The following is a 16,086-nucleotide window of genomic DNA, read 5'->3' as shown; positions in this document are numbered from 1 at the left end:
CCTTAGATGACTTTGCCGAAAATCTAACCTAAAATCAGAAATTCCTCTTCTTTCTGGTTTAGCTTCATCAGGATTTTTGTTATAATAGTAGCATTGACTTTGAAAGAGGAAGAAACATGCATCCTTTATTAAACGGTATGAATGACCGTCAGGCTGAGGCGGTTCAGACAACAGAAGGGCCTTTGCTGATTATGGCGGGAGCTGGATCGGGTAAGACCCGTGTCCTGACCCACCGCATTGCCTATTTGATTGATGAGAAGATGGTCAATCCTTGGAATATCTTAGCTATTACCTTTACCAATAAGGCGGCGAGGGAGATGAGAGAACGGGCTGAAAAACTTAAAACTGAGGCCCAAGATTGCTTAATCGCTACCTTCCACTCCATGTGTGTGCGCATCCTGCGGCGAGAAGCAGATCATATTGGCTACAACCGCAACTTCACCATCGTTGATCCGGGTGAGCAGCGGACTCTGATGAAGCGAATTCTTAAAAATCTCAATCTAGATCCCAAAAAGTGGAATGAGCGCGCCATTCTGGGGACTATTTCCAATGCTAAGAACGACCTGATTGATGAGGTAGCCTATGCGAATCTAGCTGGTGATATGTATACAGAGATTGTGGCCAAGTGCTATACGGCCTATCAAAAGGAATTGCGCCAGTCTGAGGCCATGGATTTTGATGATTTGATTATGCTGACGATACGGCTTTTTGACCAGAATCCAGATGTCCTGACCTACTACCAGCAACGCTACCAGTACATTCATGTGGACGAGTATCAAGATACCAACCATGCCCAATACCAGCTGGTCAAGCTCTTGGCTTCCCGCTTTAAGAATATCTGCGTGGTCGGAGATGCTGACCAGTCTATCTATGGCTGGCGGGGAGCCGATATGCAGAATATTCTGGACTTTGAAAAGGATTATCCTGAAGCTAAGGTAGTCTTGCTTGAGGAAAACTATCGCTCTACTAAGACCATTCTTCAGGCGGCTAATGAAGTCATCCGAAACAACCGCAATCGCCGTCCTAAAAATCTCTGGACTCAAAACGAAGACGGTGAGGAAATTGTCTACTATCGGGCTAAAGACGAGAAGGACGAGGCCCTCTTTGTCGCTCGGAGCATTTCTCAGCTGAGTCGAGAAGGATATAGTTACAAGGATTTTGCAGTCCTTTACCGAACAAGTGCCCAGTCACGGACAGTGGAAGAAGCCCTGCTCAAGGCCAATATTTCCTATGCCATGGTAGGAGGAACCCAGTTCTACAGCCGTAAGGAAATACGCGATGTTATTTCTTATCTCAATCTCATCGCCAATCCTAGCGACAATATCAGCTATGAGCGCGTGGTCAATGAGCCTAAGCGTGGTGTCGGTCCAGGAACGGTGGAGAAAATTCGGGATTTTGCGTCCAGTCAGGAAATGTCTTTACTGGATGCGTCGGCCAATATCCTGCTGTCACCTGTCAAGGGCAAGGCGGCTCAGGCGGTCTATGATTTTGCCAATATGCTTCGGGATTTGCGGGAGCGTTTGGATAATTATACAGTGACGGAGCTGGTAGAAGCCGTATTGGAAAAGACAGGCTATTCTGCGGCCTTGGCAGCCCAGACGACCTTGGAAAGCCAAGCACGGATTGAAAATATCGAAGAATTCCTGTCTGTGACCAAGAACTTTGACGAAAGTCCAGATAATCCTGCTGATGAGACTGGTCTGGATAAGCTCAGCCGCTTCCTCAATGACTTAGCCTTGATAGCGGACACAGATGACGGAGATCAGGAGAGTTCTGAAGTGACTTTGATGACCCTTCACGCGGCTAAGGGATTGGAATTTCCAGTCGTCTTTCTGGTTGGAATGGAGGAAAATGTCTTTCCTCTTAGCCGGGCATCTGAAGATGAAGATGAGTTGGAAGAGGAGCGGCGCCTGGCCTATGTCGGTATCACCCGAGCAGAGAAGATTCTCTATCTAACCAACGCTAATTCCCGTATGCTTTATGGTAAAACCAACTATAATCAACCTACTCGTTTCTTGAGAGAAATCAGCTCAGACTTGCTAGACTATCAAGGCCTGGCTCGACCGGCAAATAGCTCCTTTAAGGTCAGTTATACCAATAGTGATACCAGTCAATTCGGTCAAGGCATGAGTCTAGCACAGGCTCTACAAGAGCGGAAGCGTCAGGCGGCACCAAGTTCGATTTCTACAGGCAGTCTGCCTTTTGGAAAGAGCAGTCAGAGCCAGCCATCTAAGCCAGAAGTTGCTTGGGCTATCGGAGATATTGCCCACCATAAGAAATGGGGCGATGGGACAGTTCTAGCAGTCTCTGGCAGCGGCAACAGCCAAGAGCTCAAGATTAATTTCCCAGAAGTCGGTCTGAAGAAAGTGCTGGCCAGCATAGCACCGATTGAGAAAAAATCATGATGAGGCAGTCAATTGAAGCCTGGATCTATCATCCAGAGGATAGGGAAATCTTGCTCTTGAAAGTGGAGAATGAGAAAGTTTCCTTTTGGCAGCCCATTACTGGTGGGATTGAGAGTGGCGAGAGCCCAGAAGAGGCTTGTCTTCGTGAAATAAAGGAAGAGACCGGCTTGCTCTTAGCTTGTCCAAATTTGACTAGTCTTGGAGATTTTACGGTAAAGATTGATGAAAATCTGTCCATCCACAAAAATCTCTTTCTAGTTCTGACTGAACAGAAAGAAATCCAGATTTCTGATGAGCATGTAGGAGCTCAGTGGGTAGCTTTAGACAAAGTTTCGTCGCAGTTGTACTGGCCCAGCAATCAAGCGACTTTTGAGATGATATCTGAGAAGCTATAAGATATAGCTTCTCTTTATTTCTTTTGATAAGGAAATTCTATTAGTCAAGCGGGGCGTTTAGTGGTAGACTTATCACATAACTATAGTGAGGTGACCTTATGACACGTGAATTTAAATTTGAAACCCTGCAACTTCATGCCGGACAAACAGTGGACCCGACAACAAAGTCGCGCGCTCTGCCTATTTACCAGACAACTTCCTATGTGTTTGACGATACTCAAGAGGGAGAAGATCTCTTTGCCCTGCGCAAACCGGGAAATATCTACACTCGGATTACCAATCCGACCCTGTCTGCTTTTGAGGAGCGGATTGCGGCTTTGGAAGGTGGAGTTGGAGCTCTAGCGACAGCTTCTGGTATGGCAGCTGTTACCTACACCATTCTAGCTTTGGCCCATGCTGGCGACCATGTAGTAGCAGCCTCTACCATCTACGGTGGCACCTTTAATCTGCTCAAGGAAACCCTGCCTCGCTATGGCATTACCACGACTTTTGTGGATATTGAAAATCTAGCTGAAGTAGAAGAAGCTATTCAGGACAATACAAAGTTGGTTCTGATTGAAAGTTTGGGCAATCCTTTGATAAATATTCCTGACTTTGATGCTTTGGCAGAGCTGGTTCATGCTCACAAGATTCCGCTGATTTCTGACAATACCTTTGCTACCCCATATCTAATCAATGTTTTTTCTCATGGTGTGGACATTGCGATGCATTCTGCGACCAAGTTTATCGGCGGTCATGGAACCAGCATCGGTGGCGTAATTGTGGACAGCGGTCGTTTCGACTGGGAAGCTTCTGGCAAGTTTCCGCAGTTTGTAGACCCAGACCCGAGCTATCATGATATCAGTTATACGCGCGATGTCGGAGCAGCAGCCTTTGTCACTGCTGTCCGGACCCAGCTCTTGCGAGATACGGGTGCAGCCATGTCTCCCTTCAATGCTTTTCTCTTCCTGCAGGGGTTGGAAACACTCTCTTTGCGTGTAGAGCGCCATGTGTCCAATGCCGAGAAGATTGTGGAATTCTTAGCAGGGCATCCTAAGGTTGAGAAGGTCAATTATCCCAAGCTTGCTGACAGTCCTTATCATGCTTTGGCAGAAAAATATTTCCCTATAGGCGTAGGCTCTATCTTTACCTTTAATGTCAAAGGTGGGGAGAAAGAAGCTCGTAAGGTTATTGACAGCTTGGAGATTTTCTCTGACTTGGCAAATGTAGCAGATGCTAAATCCCTGGTCGTCCATCCAGCTACGACGACTCACGGTCAGATGTCGCCAGAGGCTCAGCTGGCAGCAGGCATTACACCAAATCAAATCCGACTCTCTATCGGCTTGGAAAATGTGGATGACTTGATTGAGGATTTGAGAATCGCCTTGGAATCTATCTAATTTTCAATGCCTCTAGACTGTGAAAATGAGAATAAAACTAGGTTTTCGCCTAGTTTTTTGTTATAATAGGATGAAATATATAAAATAGTAGGAGATTAAAATGACAATTTCGGTGATTGTTCCGTGTTTCAATGAAGAAGAGTCTATTCCTCTGTTTCATGAAGCCATGGAAGCGGTCAAATATCAAATCCGTGACCAGTTAGAATATATTTTTGTCAATGACGGATCGACGGATCGAACCTTGGCTGTTTTGCGAGAGCTCAGCAGTCGCTGTCCAGATGTGCACTATCTGTCCTTTTCTCGTAATTTCGGAAAAGAAGCAGCCCTCTATGCTGGTTTGCAAGAGGCGAGCGGGGATTTTGTGACGGTCATGGATGTAGATTTGCAGGATCCGCCCGAGCTCCTGATTGAGATGAAGGCTATGCTGGACACGAATCCTGAGCTGGACTGTGTGGGTACTCGTCGCACTACGCGTGAGGGTGAGCCGCCAATCCGAAGCTTTTTTGCAAATTTGTTCTATAAGCTGATTAACAAGATTAGTCAGGTAGAGATGGTGGATGGTGCGCGTGACTTCCGACTGATGCGCCGCCAGATGGTAGAAGCTATTCTGGAAGTTTCAGAGTACAATCGCTTCTCTAAGGGAATTTTTGCCTGGGTCGGTTTCAATACCGAGTACTTGGAATACAAAAATGTCGAACGAGTGGCTGGCAAGACCTCTTGGAATTTCTGGTCTCTTTTCAACTATTCTTTGGAAGGTATCGTCAATTTCTCTGATGCGCCGCTCAACATCGCCTTTTTAGGAGGTATCTTGTCTTGGATTTTAGCCTTCATCCTGATGGCGGTAATTATTATCCGTACCTTAGTTTTTGGTGACCCAACATCGGGCTGGCCGTCCCTCATGACCGTCATTCTCCTTATCGGTGGTTTTCAGCTACTGACCATCGGTATCCTAGGCAAATACATTGGCAAAATCTTTATGGAAACCAAGCATCGGCCGATTTATGTGATTAAGGAGAAGAGTAAATGATTTTCCAGAAACGTTTTTCTGATTTTAAAAACTATCTTCTTTTAAATAAATCGTCTGCCCTAGTTATTTTTATTATTTATTCAGTAGTCAATATTAATATCGGTTTAGCTGAGTATCCCTATATTGATGATATTGGAAGACAATTACAAGGCTATTCAAAATTCTCTGAACATTATTCAAGATATTTAAGTGAGTATGCCGCTCGATTAATACAAGGTGGGGATCATCTGACAGAACTAGGCTTGACTTCAAATATTCTGTCAGCTTGTTTTTTAACTTTAGCGAGCTTAATTTTATTGTTTGTCTTATATCCCAATAAGAAGATTTCTTTTATAACAGCATCTGTTTCAACTATTATAGGGATTAATCCGTGGTTTTTAGAGCCATTAAGTTTTAGATTTGACAATCCTTTTATGACTTTAAGTATATTAGTTTCCATCATTCCATTTATTTTCTGGGATAATAAAAAAATATTTGGAGTTATGTCAGTTGTTGGTATATTCTTAATGTGCAATTCATACCAAGCTTCTTCTGGAGTGTACATTATGATAACCATGACGCTAATATTTTTAGAATTATTGCAAGGAAATTATTTTAAAGAAAAAATCCCTAAAATTTTCATCTCAATGTTGTCATATGTAATTGGTTTGGTTTTATATCGTATACAAATTTTTATAAAGCCTCCTATTTTTGCTGATCAAGCTGATATTCCAAAGGGATTAGAGATGATTAAAATAATTGGGGTGAATGCTACAGGATATTTGAACAATATATTTTTTCAAAGTTCAACTATCTGGGTTTTATTAACGATAATTGCTATATTTCTCTTAACTATCAGTGTGATTCGCTTATCCAGTACTAAATTCCTTTTAAACTTTATTTACATGCTGATTTGGCTAAGTTTAGGAAGTGTATTTAGTTATGGAACTTATTTGATTTTGTCTAATCCTTATTATCTTATGAGACCAAGATATGAATATGGTTTCGGAATTTTTTTAGCGATTATCTTAATTGTTAGCTTAGAGTGCGTTGAAAAGAGTAAAATTCTACGTAGAGGGAAGTCCTTCGTCTCGGGATTATTAGTTTTTTATTTCTTATCTTTCTCTTTTACTTATGTAAGCAGTTTAAAACAACAAAATGAAATGTTCAAAGCGCAGAGCATATTGCTAGCTTCCTCTCTAAACAAGTACATTACACCCGAAAAAACAGTTATTAATGTGAATCGCTTTCTTTCTGATTCGCCAGTATTTAGCAATACAGCTTCTGTTTATCCAATGTTAAAAAGTTTGATTATGCCAAATACAAATGTTTCTTGGGATATGACATTGAGATTTAATAGCATAACGAACTTAAACGTCGATTTCAAATTAATTGATATTGCTAATATAGATTTTAGTAGTGAAAATTATACATTACTTGAAGAAACAAAGTTATATAATATTTATCTTGGAAATAATGAATTATTTGTTATCATGAAGTAGAACCTTTCTAAGAGAGAAATAAAGAAAAGATTCATTTTAATATGATTATGCATTGTTAAAGTTTATACTGTCAATTTGAAATGATGCTAAGTTTTCTGATTATCACTTGCATAATGTTTCATCATTTATATATGGAGTGTAAAAAGTATGAGATTTTATTTCCTAAAAAAGACTAGAGGTATGATTCGACCAAGCAGATTTTTTCTGCTTTTTTTGTTATAATAAACTCATTGAATGTTTATGATGTGAAAGGAAAGACAAATGATTTTAATTACAGGTGCGAATGGACAGCTGGGTACAGAGCTCCGCTATCTTTTAGATGAGCGCAATGAAGAGTATGTGGCTGTTGATGTGGCGGAAATGGATATTACCAATGCGCAAATGGTGGACAAGGTCTTTGCGGAAGTCAAGCCAAGCTTGGTTTATCACTGCGCGGCTTATACTGCAGTTGATGCGGCTGAGGACGAAGGAAAAGAGCTGGACTATGCCATCAATGTGACCGGGACCGAAAATGTTGCAAAAGCAGCAGAAGCACACGGAGCGACCTTGGTCTACATCTCAACAGACTATGTCTTTGACGGACAAAAGCCTGTCGGAGAGGAATGGGAAGTAGATGACCGGCCGGATCCACAGACAGAGTATGGCCGTACCAAGCGCATGGGTGAGGAGCTGGTTGAGAAATATTCCAGCCGTTTCTATATTATCCGTACTGCCTGGGTCTTTGGTAACTACGGTAAAAACTTTGTCTTTACCATGCAAAATCTTGCTAAGACGCACAAAACTCTGACTGTAGTCAATGACCAGCATGGCCGTCCGACTTGGACTCGTACGCTGGCTGAATTTATGACTCATCTGGCTGAGAATCAAAAGGAATTTGGTTATTACCATCTGTCTAATGATGCGGCTGAGGACACCACTTGGTATGACTTTGCATTGGAAATTCTCAAAGATACAGATGTGGAAGTCCAGCCGGTTGATTCCAGCAAATTCCCTGCCAAGGCTAAGCGGCCTTTCAACTCAACTATGAGCCTGACCAAGGCTAAGGCGACAGGCTTTGTCATTCCGACTTGGCAGGATGCCTTAAAAGAGTTTTACAAGCAAGAGAAGAAACAGTAATTTGCTTTGAAGTGGATAAAATCGACAGAACTTAGTCTTAGACTAGGTTCTGTTTTTTTCTAGCAGACTGAAGAAGTGATTTTCAGGTGCCTGTTCTGCTGGAGAAAGAGCTGGCTTGAAGATACGAATGGAAAATGATAATGAGAAGAATTTTCCACAGATCTTATCCCCTTAAAATAAAGATGTTTCAATTTGATGAAATTCTGTGGATAACCTTTATTATTTCATTCAACTGTGTTACAATGTTACTATAAATAAAATAGAAGAGGTGTGTGAATATGTCACGTAAACCATTTATTGCTGGTAACTGGAAAATGAACAAAAATCCTGAAGAAGCAAAGGCTTTTGTAGAAGCGGTTGCTGCTAAGCTACCTTCTTCAGATTTGGTAGAAGCTGGTATCGCTGCTCCAGCACTTGATTTGACAACTGTTTTGGCAGCAGCTAAAGGAAGCAATCTTAAAGTTGCAGCCCAAAACGCTTACTTTGAAGATGCTGGTGCCTTCACTGGTGAAAACAGCCCTAAAGTTCTTGCAGAAGTTGGAGTTGACTACATCGTTATCGGTCACTCAGAACGCCGCGATTATTTCCATGAAACAGACCAAGACATCAACAAAAAAGCGCACGCTATCTTCCGCAATGGTCTAGTGCCAATCATCTGCTGTGGTGAATCGCTTGAAACTTACGAAGCTGGTAAAGCTGTAGATTTCGTTGGTGCTCAAGTATCAGCTGCTTTGAAAGACTTGACTGCTGAGCAAGTTGCATCATTGGTTATCGCTTATGAGCCAATCTGGGCTATCGGTACTGGTAAGTCAGCAACTCAAGACGACGCTCAAAAGATGTGTAAAGCAGTTCGTGACGTTGTTGCAGCTGACTTTGGTCAAGAAGTAGCAGACAAGATTCGCGTTCAGTACGGCGGTTCTGTAAAACCTGAAAATGTTGCGTCTTACATGGCTTGTCCAGATGTTGACGGTGCTCTTGTTGGTGGTGCATCACTTGAAGCTGAAAGCTTCTTAGCATTGCTTGATTTTGTAAAATAAAAAATGTTGAAAAAAGACTTGTCCTCCCAAAGGTGACAAGTTTTTTAAAAGTTGGAGAGAAAAGTTGAAATCGAAAGAATTAGTTTATTTAGCGAGTACGGCTATTTTGCTGGCAGCGACTGCCAATGTTGCAAAAGCCGAGGAACATACTATCGCTGAGTCAGAAGTTTTAAAAACAGAAAGGTCTGTTAGTTCCCAGAATCAGACAGTGAATGCGGCCGCATCACAATCGTCTAATCAGCCGACTGTAGCAGTATCATCTGCAGAACAGTCAGTTCAAGCTGTTAAGCAAGAGGAGGAAGCAACGAACGCTACAGGAACAGCTATTGAGTCTGGAGGAGCAGCTCAATCAGTTCCTGTAGAAACTCAGGTAGCTTCTGCTAAGCCAGAAGGGCAAAGTCAGCCAGATGCAAATGCTTCTAATCAGAATGAAACTGCAGCTGATCAGTCAGCAAAAGCAAGTTCTTCTGTTGCAGATTCTGCTATTGCCTCAGAGCCCAAGGCTAGTCCTGCAGTAGCATCAGCACCAAAAGCTAGTAGTGCTGGAAAAACTGTATTTTATAATGCGGGGTCAAAGGCTCAGGCAGCCCGCGGGAATTCCCAAGCGGAGATTAAAGGCACATCCTTTGTAGATGTCAGCAGCCACAATGGCCATATCAGCGTAGACGACTACCGTAAATTAGCCCAGCAAGGGGTTGGCGGTGTCGTTGTCAAACTGACAGAAGGCACCCATTACACTAATCCATTTGCTGAGTCTCAAGTGAGAAATGCGCAGGGAGCTGGTTTACAAGTATCGACCTATGCCTTCTCGCACTATACTAACGATGAAGAAGCGAGAGCAGAAGCTCGTTATTACGTTGCCTTTGCTAATAGACTAGGCCTGCCTAAAAACACAGTCATGGTCAATGACATGGAAGATCCCAAAATGCAAAATGGGATTAACCAGCATACCCAGGCTTGGGCGGATGAGATGCGCAGACTGGGTTATTCTAACCTGATGTATTATACCAGTGCCAGCTGGCTGGATCAAAATAATCTTCGCAGCAAGGGACCGGTTAATACATCGCAATTTGGCTATAGCAACTTCTGGGTGGCTCAGTATCCGTCTTCTAATTTAAATCTTGATGGAGCTAAATCTCTCAAATACAATAGTGGTGCTGGAGCATGGCAGTTTACAGCTCAGGCTCAGCTGTTAGCTGGCAAACATGTATTTGACCATAGCGTTGATTACACTGGGAGATTTACCCAGCAGTCTGCTCTTGCTAAGCAGCCTTTAAAGGGTAACATCAGTATTCAGAATAAGAATAATTTCAACGGCAGCTTTGATGTTGTGATTTCAAATGTTTCTGCTCCTTATGGAGTGTCTGTTGTTAGTGTCCCGGTTTGGTCTGAAGCTAATGGCCAAGACGATATTATCTGGTACACAGCCACTCAGCAGGCCAATGGTAGTTATAAAGTTTCTGTTGATTCTAGCAGACATAAGGATTCAGTTGGCAAGTACAATGTCCATCTCTACTATGTCCGCAACGACGGCCAATTAGTCGGTGTTGGCGGTACTACAACTAATGTATCTGTCATCAAGCCACAGGGCAAAATCAGCATTCAGAATCGTAACAGCGAAACTGGTGATTTTGATATTGTTGTTTCAGGTATTTCATCTCCGGGTGGTCTCAAGACTGTTTCTCTGCCGACTTGGTCAGAGGCCAATGGTCAAGATGATATCAAGTGGTACAATGCAGAACGTCAGGCTGACGGCACTTATCGTAAGCGGGTACGCATAAGCGACCACAATAATGTGCAGGGCGAGTACAATGTCCATCTCTACTATGTTCAAAATGACGGCCGCTTGGTTGGTGTAAGCGGTACTAAAACGACCGTTTCTCTTGGGAAACCTAAGGGCACCATCAGTATTCAAAATCGAAACAAAGAAACTGGCGATTTTGATATTGTGGTTTCAGGTATTTCATCTCCGGGCGGTCTGAAGGAAGTTTCCCTGCCAACTTGGTCTGAGGCTAACGGCCAAGATGATATCAAATGGTACAACGCTGAGCGTCAAGCTGATGGCACCTATCGTAAGCGTGTCCGTCTGAGCGATCACAAAAATGTTGAGGGTGAGTACAATGTGCATCTCTATTATGTGCAAAATGATGGCAGCTTGGTAGGTGTAAGTGGCACTAAAACGACTATTTCTATAGAAAAACCAAAAGTTCAAGGCAAAATCAGTATTCAGAATCGCAACAGCGAAACTGGCGATTTTGATATTGTGGTTTCAGATATCGTATCTCCAGGCGGTCTCAAGAATGTTTCCCTGCCAACTTGGTCAGAGGCCAATGGCCAAGATGATATCAAGTGGTACAATGCAGAACGTCAGGCTGACGGTACTTATCGGAAACGAGTTCGTGTGAGTGATCACAAAAATGTTGAGGGCGAGTACAATATTCATCTCTACTATGTGCAAGATGATGGCAAGCTGGTTGGTGCTGGTGGCATAAAGACTAATGTTTCTCTAGGTAAGCCAAAGGGCAACATCAGTATTCAAAATAAGAATAATGTCAACGGCAGTTTCGATGTTGTGATTTCAAACGTTTCTGCCCCTTATGAAGTGTCTGTTGTCAGTGTTCCGGTTTGGTCTGAAGCTAACGGTCAAGATGATATTATTTGGTATACAGCTACTCATCAGGCTAATGGTACCTATAAAGTTACTGTTGAATCTAGTAAACATAAAGACTCAGTTGGTAAGTATCATATCCATCTTTACTATGTCCGTAACGACGGGCAGTTAGTCGGTGTTGGTGGTACTACAACCAATGTGTCAGCAGTTAAACCACAGGGCAAAATCAGTATCCAAAATCGTAACAGCGAAACTGGCGATTTTGATATTGTGGTTTCAGATATTGTATCTCCAGGCGGTCTCAAGACTGTTTCCCTGCCAACTTGGTCAGAGGCCAATGGTCAGGATGATATCAAGTGGTACAACGCTGAACGTCAGCCGGATGGTACCTATAAGAAGCGAGTTCGTGCGAGCGACCATAACAACGTTCAGGGCGAATATAATGTCCATCTCTACTATGTCCAAAATGATGGCAAGCTAGTAGGAGCAGGTGGCATCAAGACCAATGTTTCTATCAGTAAGCCGCAGGGTAAAATCAGTATCCAAAATAAGAATAATGATACTGGAGAGTTTGATATTGTAGTATCAGGCATTGTGGCACCAGAAGGTCTCAAGACAGTTTACCTGCCGACTTGGTCAGAAGCGAATGGTCAAGATGATATCCAATGGTACACAGCGGATCGTCAGGCTGATGGCACTTATCGTAAGCATGTATATGCGCGTGACCATAAGAATAATGCAGGCGAATACAATGTTCACTTGTATTACTTAAATAATCAAAATCAGCTGCAGGGAGCTGGTGGAGAAAAGACCTCTATCTCCGTGAACCGTCCTCAGTCAGCTAGTCAGCGAGACCGTGTTCTTGCGGCGGCAGCTGCTATGGTAGGTGTCAGGGGAGGCAGTGCTGAGCATCAGCGCTTGGTCAACGATTATAACAGTGTCAGACCGTTGCCAGTTGGCTATGCTGTGAAAAACACAGATGACTGGTGCGACATTTTCACGACGGTTATTTTCCAAAGAGAGGGCTTGAGCGATCTTATCGGCCGCGAGTGCGGTGTTGAGCGCCATATTCATATTTTCCAAAGACTAGGCATCTGGAATGAAGATGGCAATTCGACGCCTAGCGCAGGTGATATCATCACCTTTAACTGGGACAAAGATACCCAGCAAAACGATGGCTGGGCTGATCATATCGGTATTGTCGAAAAAGTCGAAAATGGCATCATTCACACGATTGAAGGCAACAGCAATAACGTAGTTAAACGCAATACTTACCGCATCGGTCATGGAAATATCCGTGGTTTTGCGACACCTCGTTATAAATAAATACACAAAAAAACCAAGGGAAAACTTGGTTTTTTTAACGTCTTAGAATTTTCTTTATGAGCTGAAGCAGCTTAAATTTGAAAGGGTTAGGATAATAGCGGAAAGTCCCCATTTTTCGGACGATGAAGCCGTTGAAGTTCTGCTTGAAGCGCAGAACACCGTCAGAACCGTCGAAAATTCCCATAATGCCGAGGAAATTATAAAATGGAATGCCTCTCTTGATACTTTCGGTCATAACGTATTCCTGCAGCAGGGCTGGAGCGTAGAATTTATTAAACTCAGGATAGGAGCCGCTGAAGAGATAGGTTGCTTCCTGGGGAGTATAGATAAAGAGGCTAGCAGCTAGGATCTGGTCTTGGTCGCCGTACTTTTCAATCAGTTCTTGGGCTTCAGCTTTGCGAGTTTCAAAGCTATCAAACTGGCTGGAAAGTTCTCGCAGCTGATTTTGTTTCTTTTCAGATTGAGGATTGTTTTCCAAGTCAGCCTGCAGTTTCTGAATTTTCTGGCCAAGTTTCTCTTGATCTTTTTGTAAGTTTTGAAGATAGTCCTTGAAGTTGAGACTGGCTGTCATGAAGTCCGCCTGCTGACCAAAGCTATCATAAAAATCTTGATAGTAGTCTAGTGGCTTGTCATCATATTCCCGCCGGTCAGAAGTGGCAGCTGTGATGTCTTTGAAAACGCTGAGTTGGTCACGTTCTAGCCTTTTTAGCTTGATGCCAAAGGTATTCGCCTTTTTGACGGTCGCCTTGCCGTTTTTACTGAAGGACTTGAGCAGGTCTTTCTCCGTCAGACCAGCTAAATCTTTGACATAATGCCAATCAGGCTCCCCGCCTGGATAGCCTGTCTGTAGGCCGTCAAAGTCAAAGCCCAAGTCAGTCTGTTGCTGGATAAGCTCGACTTTTTCATCAGAAGTTGCCTGGCCATTGCTGTCAAAGGTCTGATAAGTCTCGTAGGGCTTGATGATGAGTTCCAGAGCGCCTTCTTTTTTAGCGTAAGCCTGCAAAGCTTGATAGAAGGGAGTCAGGTATTTAGCATCGGTAGAGACAGGACCGCAGTTAATTTCCATATGAAGGCCGCCAGTCATCGGCATACTGTAGAGGACAGCAGACACCACTACCTGTCCCTGTGGGTCAGTGTAGCCGATATACTGGGTACTGAAGCCACGCTTGCTCAGAAGCTCTGCCATTTCCACGGTCTGCATAAAAGAGCGTTGGGAGCTAGCTGAGGTATGCTGGATGAATTCTTCTTGGCTGAGAAGTTTAAAGGTCATAGGCTTCCTTTCTTTTAATGCTTGCTGCGCAGTTTCTTTCTGAGAGTGTAGGCAAGATTGGAGAGGTGGTAAAGAGGATTGGTTGGCAAGTTAAACTCACCAGCAAATTCCTCAATGGTGGGATTGAACTTGGATTTAAAGCTGTAGAGACCGCCCTTGAGGTCGTTTTCGATTCCGCCCATATTTTGCCAATCAGCTCCACGCTCAAAAGCGTGTTTGGCTGTTTCATACCAAGTGATGATGGCTGGCTGGTAACGACGGTATTCCTCGTCCATTCCGGCATAGATATTTTCAGAAGTCTTGCCGTATTCTAAGACCAGTGTGCCAGACAGGGGAACGACAGTAGCACCTTGGCTGATTTTGTCCTGCAGAAAGTCAATCTCTTCTTGAAGGCGTTTCTGTTCTTGCTGGTTATTCTCAATCTTGCCGGGCTTGGTTTTCTCGGTAAATTTCTCTGCTTCTTTGAGTGTCTTGGTCAGCTGAGCCTGCAAGTCTTCCAATCGTGCCTTTAGATCAATGCTGGACAAGGTGATGTAGGAGTGCTCAGGATAAGTATCCAAGAGTTTTTGGTAATAGTCTTTGCCGCGTAGGTGGATGTTTTTTCTGTTTTCTGTCTTCTTCATCAGGCCTGAAAAATCATCCAGTAATTCTGCTCCGCCAAATTGGATTTGAATACCTTTGTTACGAGCTGTACGAATAGCCTGCCGAGTACTCTTAGAAAGCAGATCCTCGCTGAAATCTTCTTTATGAATATTTGCCTGCAAGCGAGGTTGGATTGTTTCGTCCAGAGACTCAGTTCGTCCGACCCAGACAGCTCCTGCTTGCTGTAACTGTTGAATAAGCTCAATCGTCTCGGCTTTTTCTTGCAATTCACCGCCCATCTTGCTTTCTGCCAGAAAGAGGCTAGGATCAAACTTGACAAAGAGCGCTTTTTTCTCCTTGGCAAACTTCTTGAGCGACGCCAAAACAAAGGTCAGCAGCTCCTTGTCACTATAGTCCATGATGGGACCGCGCGGGATATAAAGCATGGTCATCCCCAAAGGCAGTGGTTTGATCAAGACACTGGCTGCAGCAACCAAGCGGTCGTCTTTATAGAAGCCCAAGCGCTCATTGGCCCAGTTATCCTTAATCTGAGCCCAGGCTGAGCTCTGCAGAAGATTGGCCTGCGGATGAGCCGTGACAAAATCGTCGTGTTCCTGAGCTGAAATTCCAATTTTGTAACTAAACATTATTTTAAAACCCACTCTCTAATAGCGTGTGCTACGCCGGATTCGTCGTTTGATTTGGTGATATATTTGGCGATTTTCTTGAGTTCTTCCTTGCCGTTTTCCATGACAACAGGAGAGCCGACAGCTTCCAGCATGGCGCGGTCGTTTTCTTCATCACCGATAGCCATGGTCTGCTCCTTGCTTAAGCCAAGTTTTTCAGCTAGATGGAGGATAGCAGCCCCTTTATTGACATTCTTTTTGACAATTTCCAGATAGAAAGGAGCTGATTTAACCAGTGTATATTTTTCGGCTAATTCTGGTGGCAGCTTAGCAATGGCCGCATCCAGAATTTCTGGTTCATCAATATACATGCACTTAACGATTTCTTTATTGACCATTTCTTCAGGTGTGCGGTAGAAGATAGGCATGCTGACCAGATTGGACTCGTAAACAGTGTACTTGCCGATGTTGCGATTGGCTGTATAAATGCCGTCCTTGGTGATGGCATGCATATGGACACCTAATTTTCGCCCGAGCAGTTCGATATCCAAATAGTCGTCATAGGTCAGTGTCTCTTTGATTAATTCTTGACCTGTAACAGTATCCTGCACCAGTCCGCCGTTGAAGGTAACGACATAGTTGTCTGGCTGATTAAGCTCTAGCTCCTTGAGAAGCTTTTGAACACCCGCAATAGGACGGCCGGTTGCAATGACGATTTTGACACCAGCAGCCTTGGCATCCTGAACAGCACTGAAGACTTCAGGAGTGATTTCTTTTTGTTTGTTTAAAAGGGTACCGTCAATGTCAACGGCAACTAATTTGATAGACATA

The 16,086-nt window shown here is 43.5% G+C and carries 11 protein-coding genes; 8 read left to right on the top strand and 3 right to left on the bottom strand.

Annotated features, from left to right (window positions below):
* The first annotated feature begins 116 nt into the window (after window positions 1-116).
* From pcrA to ELZ47_RS07465, 8 genes are all read left to right on the top strand, one after another.
* Entirely contained in the window at window positions 117-2,405 is a 2,289-nt protein-coding gene (gene pcrA, locus ELZ47_RS07500) for a DNA helicase PcrA (RefSeq protein WP_126435706.1), read from the top strand.
* A complete protein-coding gene (locus tag ELZ47_RS07495) occupies window positions 2,402-2,800 on the top strand; it encodes an NUDIX hydrolase (RefSeq protein WP_002910096.1) in 399 nt (132 codons plus the stop codon). The genes pcrA and ELZ47_RS07495 overlap by 4 nt, the downstream gene beginning before the upstream one ends.
* 98 nt (window positions 2,801-2,898) lie before the next feature.
* Window positions 2,899-4,179, top strand: coding sequence for an O-acetylhomoserine aminocarboxypropyltransferase/cysteine synthase family protein (locus tag ELZ47_RS07490; protein WP_126435705.1), 1,281 nt, complete (start codon window positions 2,899-2,901; stop codon window positions 4,177-4,179).
* 100 nt (window positions 4,180-4,279) lie between these two features.
* On the top strand, window positions 4,280-5,206 hold the full coding sequence (locus ELZ47_RS07485) for a glycosyltransferase family 2 protein (protein WP_126435704.1): 927 nt from the start codon (window positions 4,280-4,282) through the stop codon (window positions 5,204-5,206).
* A complete protein-coding gene (locus tag ELZ47_RS07480; RefSeq protein ID WP_126435703.1) occupies window positions 5,203-6,687 on the top strand; it encodes a glucosyltransferase domain-containing protein in 1,485 nt (494 codons plus the stop codon). The genes ELZ47_RS07485 and ELZ47_RS07480 overlap by 4 nt, the downstream gene beginning before the upstream one ends.
* 261 nt (window positions 6,688-6,948) lie before the next feature.
* Window positions 6,949-7,803 (top strand): dTDP-4-dehydrorhamnose reductase, encoded by an 855-nt coding sequence (rfbD, locus tag ELZ47_RS07475; protein ID WP_049552961.1) that lies wholly within the window; start codon window positions 6,949-6,951, stop codon window positions 7,801-7,803.
* Between the two features lie 278 nt (window positions 7,804-8,081).
* Window positions 8,082-8,840: a triose-phosphate isomerase gene (tpiA, locus tag ELZ47_RS07470; protein WP_049552962.1), complete on the top strand. Its 759-nt coding sequence runs from the start codon at window positions 8,082-8,084 to the stop codon at window positions 8,838-8,840.
* A gap of 64 nt (window positions 8,841-8,904) precedes the next feature.
* On the top strand, window positions 8,905-12,777 hold the full coding sequence (locus tag ELZ47_RS07465; protein ID WP_164549589.1) for a GBS Bsp-like repeat-containing protein: 3,873 nt from the start codon (window positions 8,905-8,907) through the stop codon (window positions 12,775-12,777).
* A gap of 34 nt (window positions 12,778-12,811) precedes the next feature.
* On the opposite strand, the gene ELZ47_RS07460 is transcribed toward ELZ47_RS07465, so the two are convergent.
* Genes ELZ47_RS07460 through yidA form a run of 3 tightly spaced genes read right to left on the bottom strand, consistent with a single transcriptional unit; the run spans window position 12,812 to window position 16,085 of the window.
* The gene (locus ELZ47_RS07460; RefSeq protein WP_126435702.1) at window positions 12,812-14,047 is read right to left on the bottom strand and encodes an aminoacyltransferase; all 1,236 of its coding nucleotides are present in this window, start codon (window positions 14,045-14,047) and stop codon (window positions 12,812-12,814) included.
* 14 nt (window positions 14,048-14,061) lie between these two features.
* Window positions 14,062-15,276, bottom strand: a complete 1,215-nt coding sequence (locus ELZ47_RS07455) for an aminoacyltransferase (protein ID WP_164549588.1) — start codon at window positions 15,274-15,276, stop codon at window positions 14,062-14,064.
* Window positions 15,276-16,085 (bottom strand): sugar-phosphatase, encoded by an 810-nt coding sequence (gene yidA / locus ELZ47_RS07450; RefSeq protein ID WP_126435700.1) that lies wholly within the window; start codon window positions 16,083-16,085, stop codon window positions 15,276-15,278. The genes ELZ47_RS07455 and yidA overlap by 1 nt, the downstream gene beginning before the upstream one ends.
* Between the last annotated feature and the right edge of the window lies 1 nt (window position 16,086).

The organism is Streptococcus sanguinis (assembly GCF_900635155.1).
GTDB lineage: Bacteria > Bacillota > Bacilli > Lactobacillales > Streptococcaceae > Streptococcus > Streptococcus sanguinis_G.
This window is presented reverse-complemented; position numbering and strand designations above follow the sequence as displayed.

Coding starts and splice junctions, on each gene's coding strand:
- pcrA (WP_126435706.1), top strand. CDS start 117: ATGCATCCTTTATTAAACGGTATGAATGACCGTCAGGCTGAGGCGGTT.
- ELZ47_RS07495 (WP_002910096.1), top strand. CDS start 2,402: ATGATGAGGCAGTCAATTGAAGCCTGGATCTATCATCCAGAGGATAGG.
- ELZ47_RS07490 (WP_126435705.1), top strand. CDS start 2,899: ATGACACGTGAATTTAAATTTGAAACCCTGCAACTTCATGCCGGACAA.
- ELZ47_RS07485 (WP_126435704.1), top strand. CDS start 4,280: ATGACAATTTCGGTGATTGTTCCGTGTTTCAATGAAGAAGAGTCTATT.
- ELZ47_RS07480 (WP_126435703.1), top strand. CDS start 5,203: ATGATTTTCCAGAAACGTTTTTCTGATTTTAAAAACTATCTTCTTTTA.
- rfbD (WP_049552961.1), top strand. CDS start 6,949: ATGATTTTAATTACAGGTGCGAATGGACAGCTGGGTACAGAGCTCCGC.
- tpiA (WP_049552962.1), top strand. CDS start 8,082: ATGTCACGTAAACCATTTATTGCTGGTAACTGGAAAATGAACAAAAAT.
- ELZ47_RS07460 (WP_126435702.1), bottom strand. CDS start 14,047: ATGACCTTTAAACTTCTCAGCCAAGAAGAATTCATCCAGCATACCTCA.
- ELZ47_RS07455 (WP_164549588.1), bottom strand. CDS start 15,276: ATGTTTAGTTACAAAATTGGAATTTCAGCTCAGGAACACGACGATTTT.
- yidA (WP_126435700.1), bottom strand. CDS start 16,085: ATGTCTATCAAATTAGTTGCCGTTGACATTGACGGTACCCTTTTAAAC.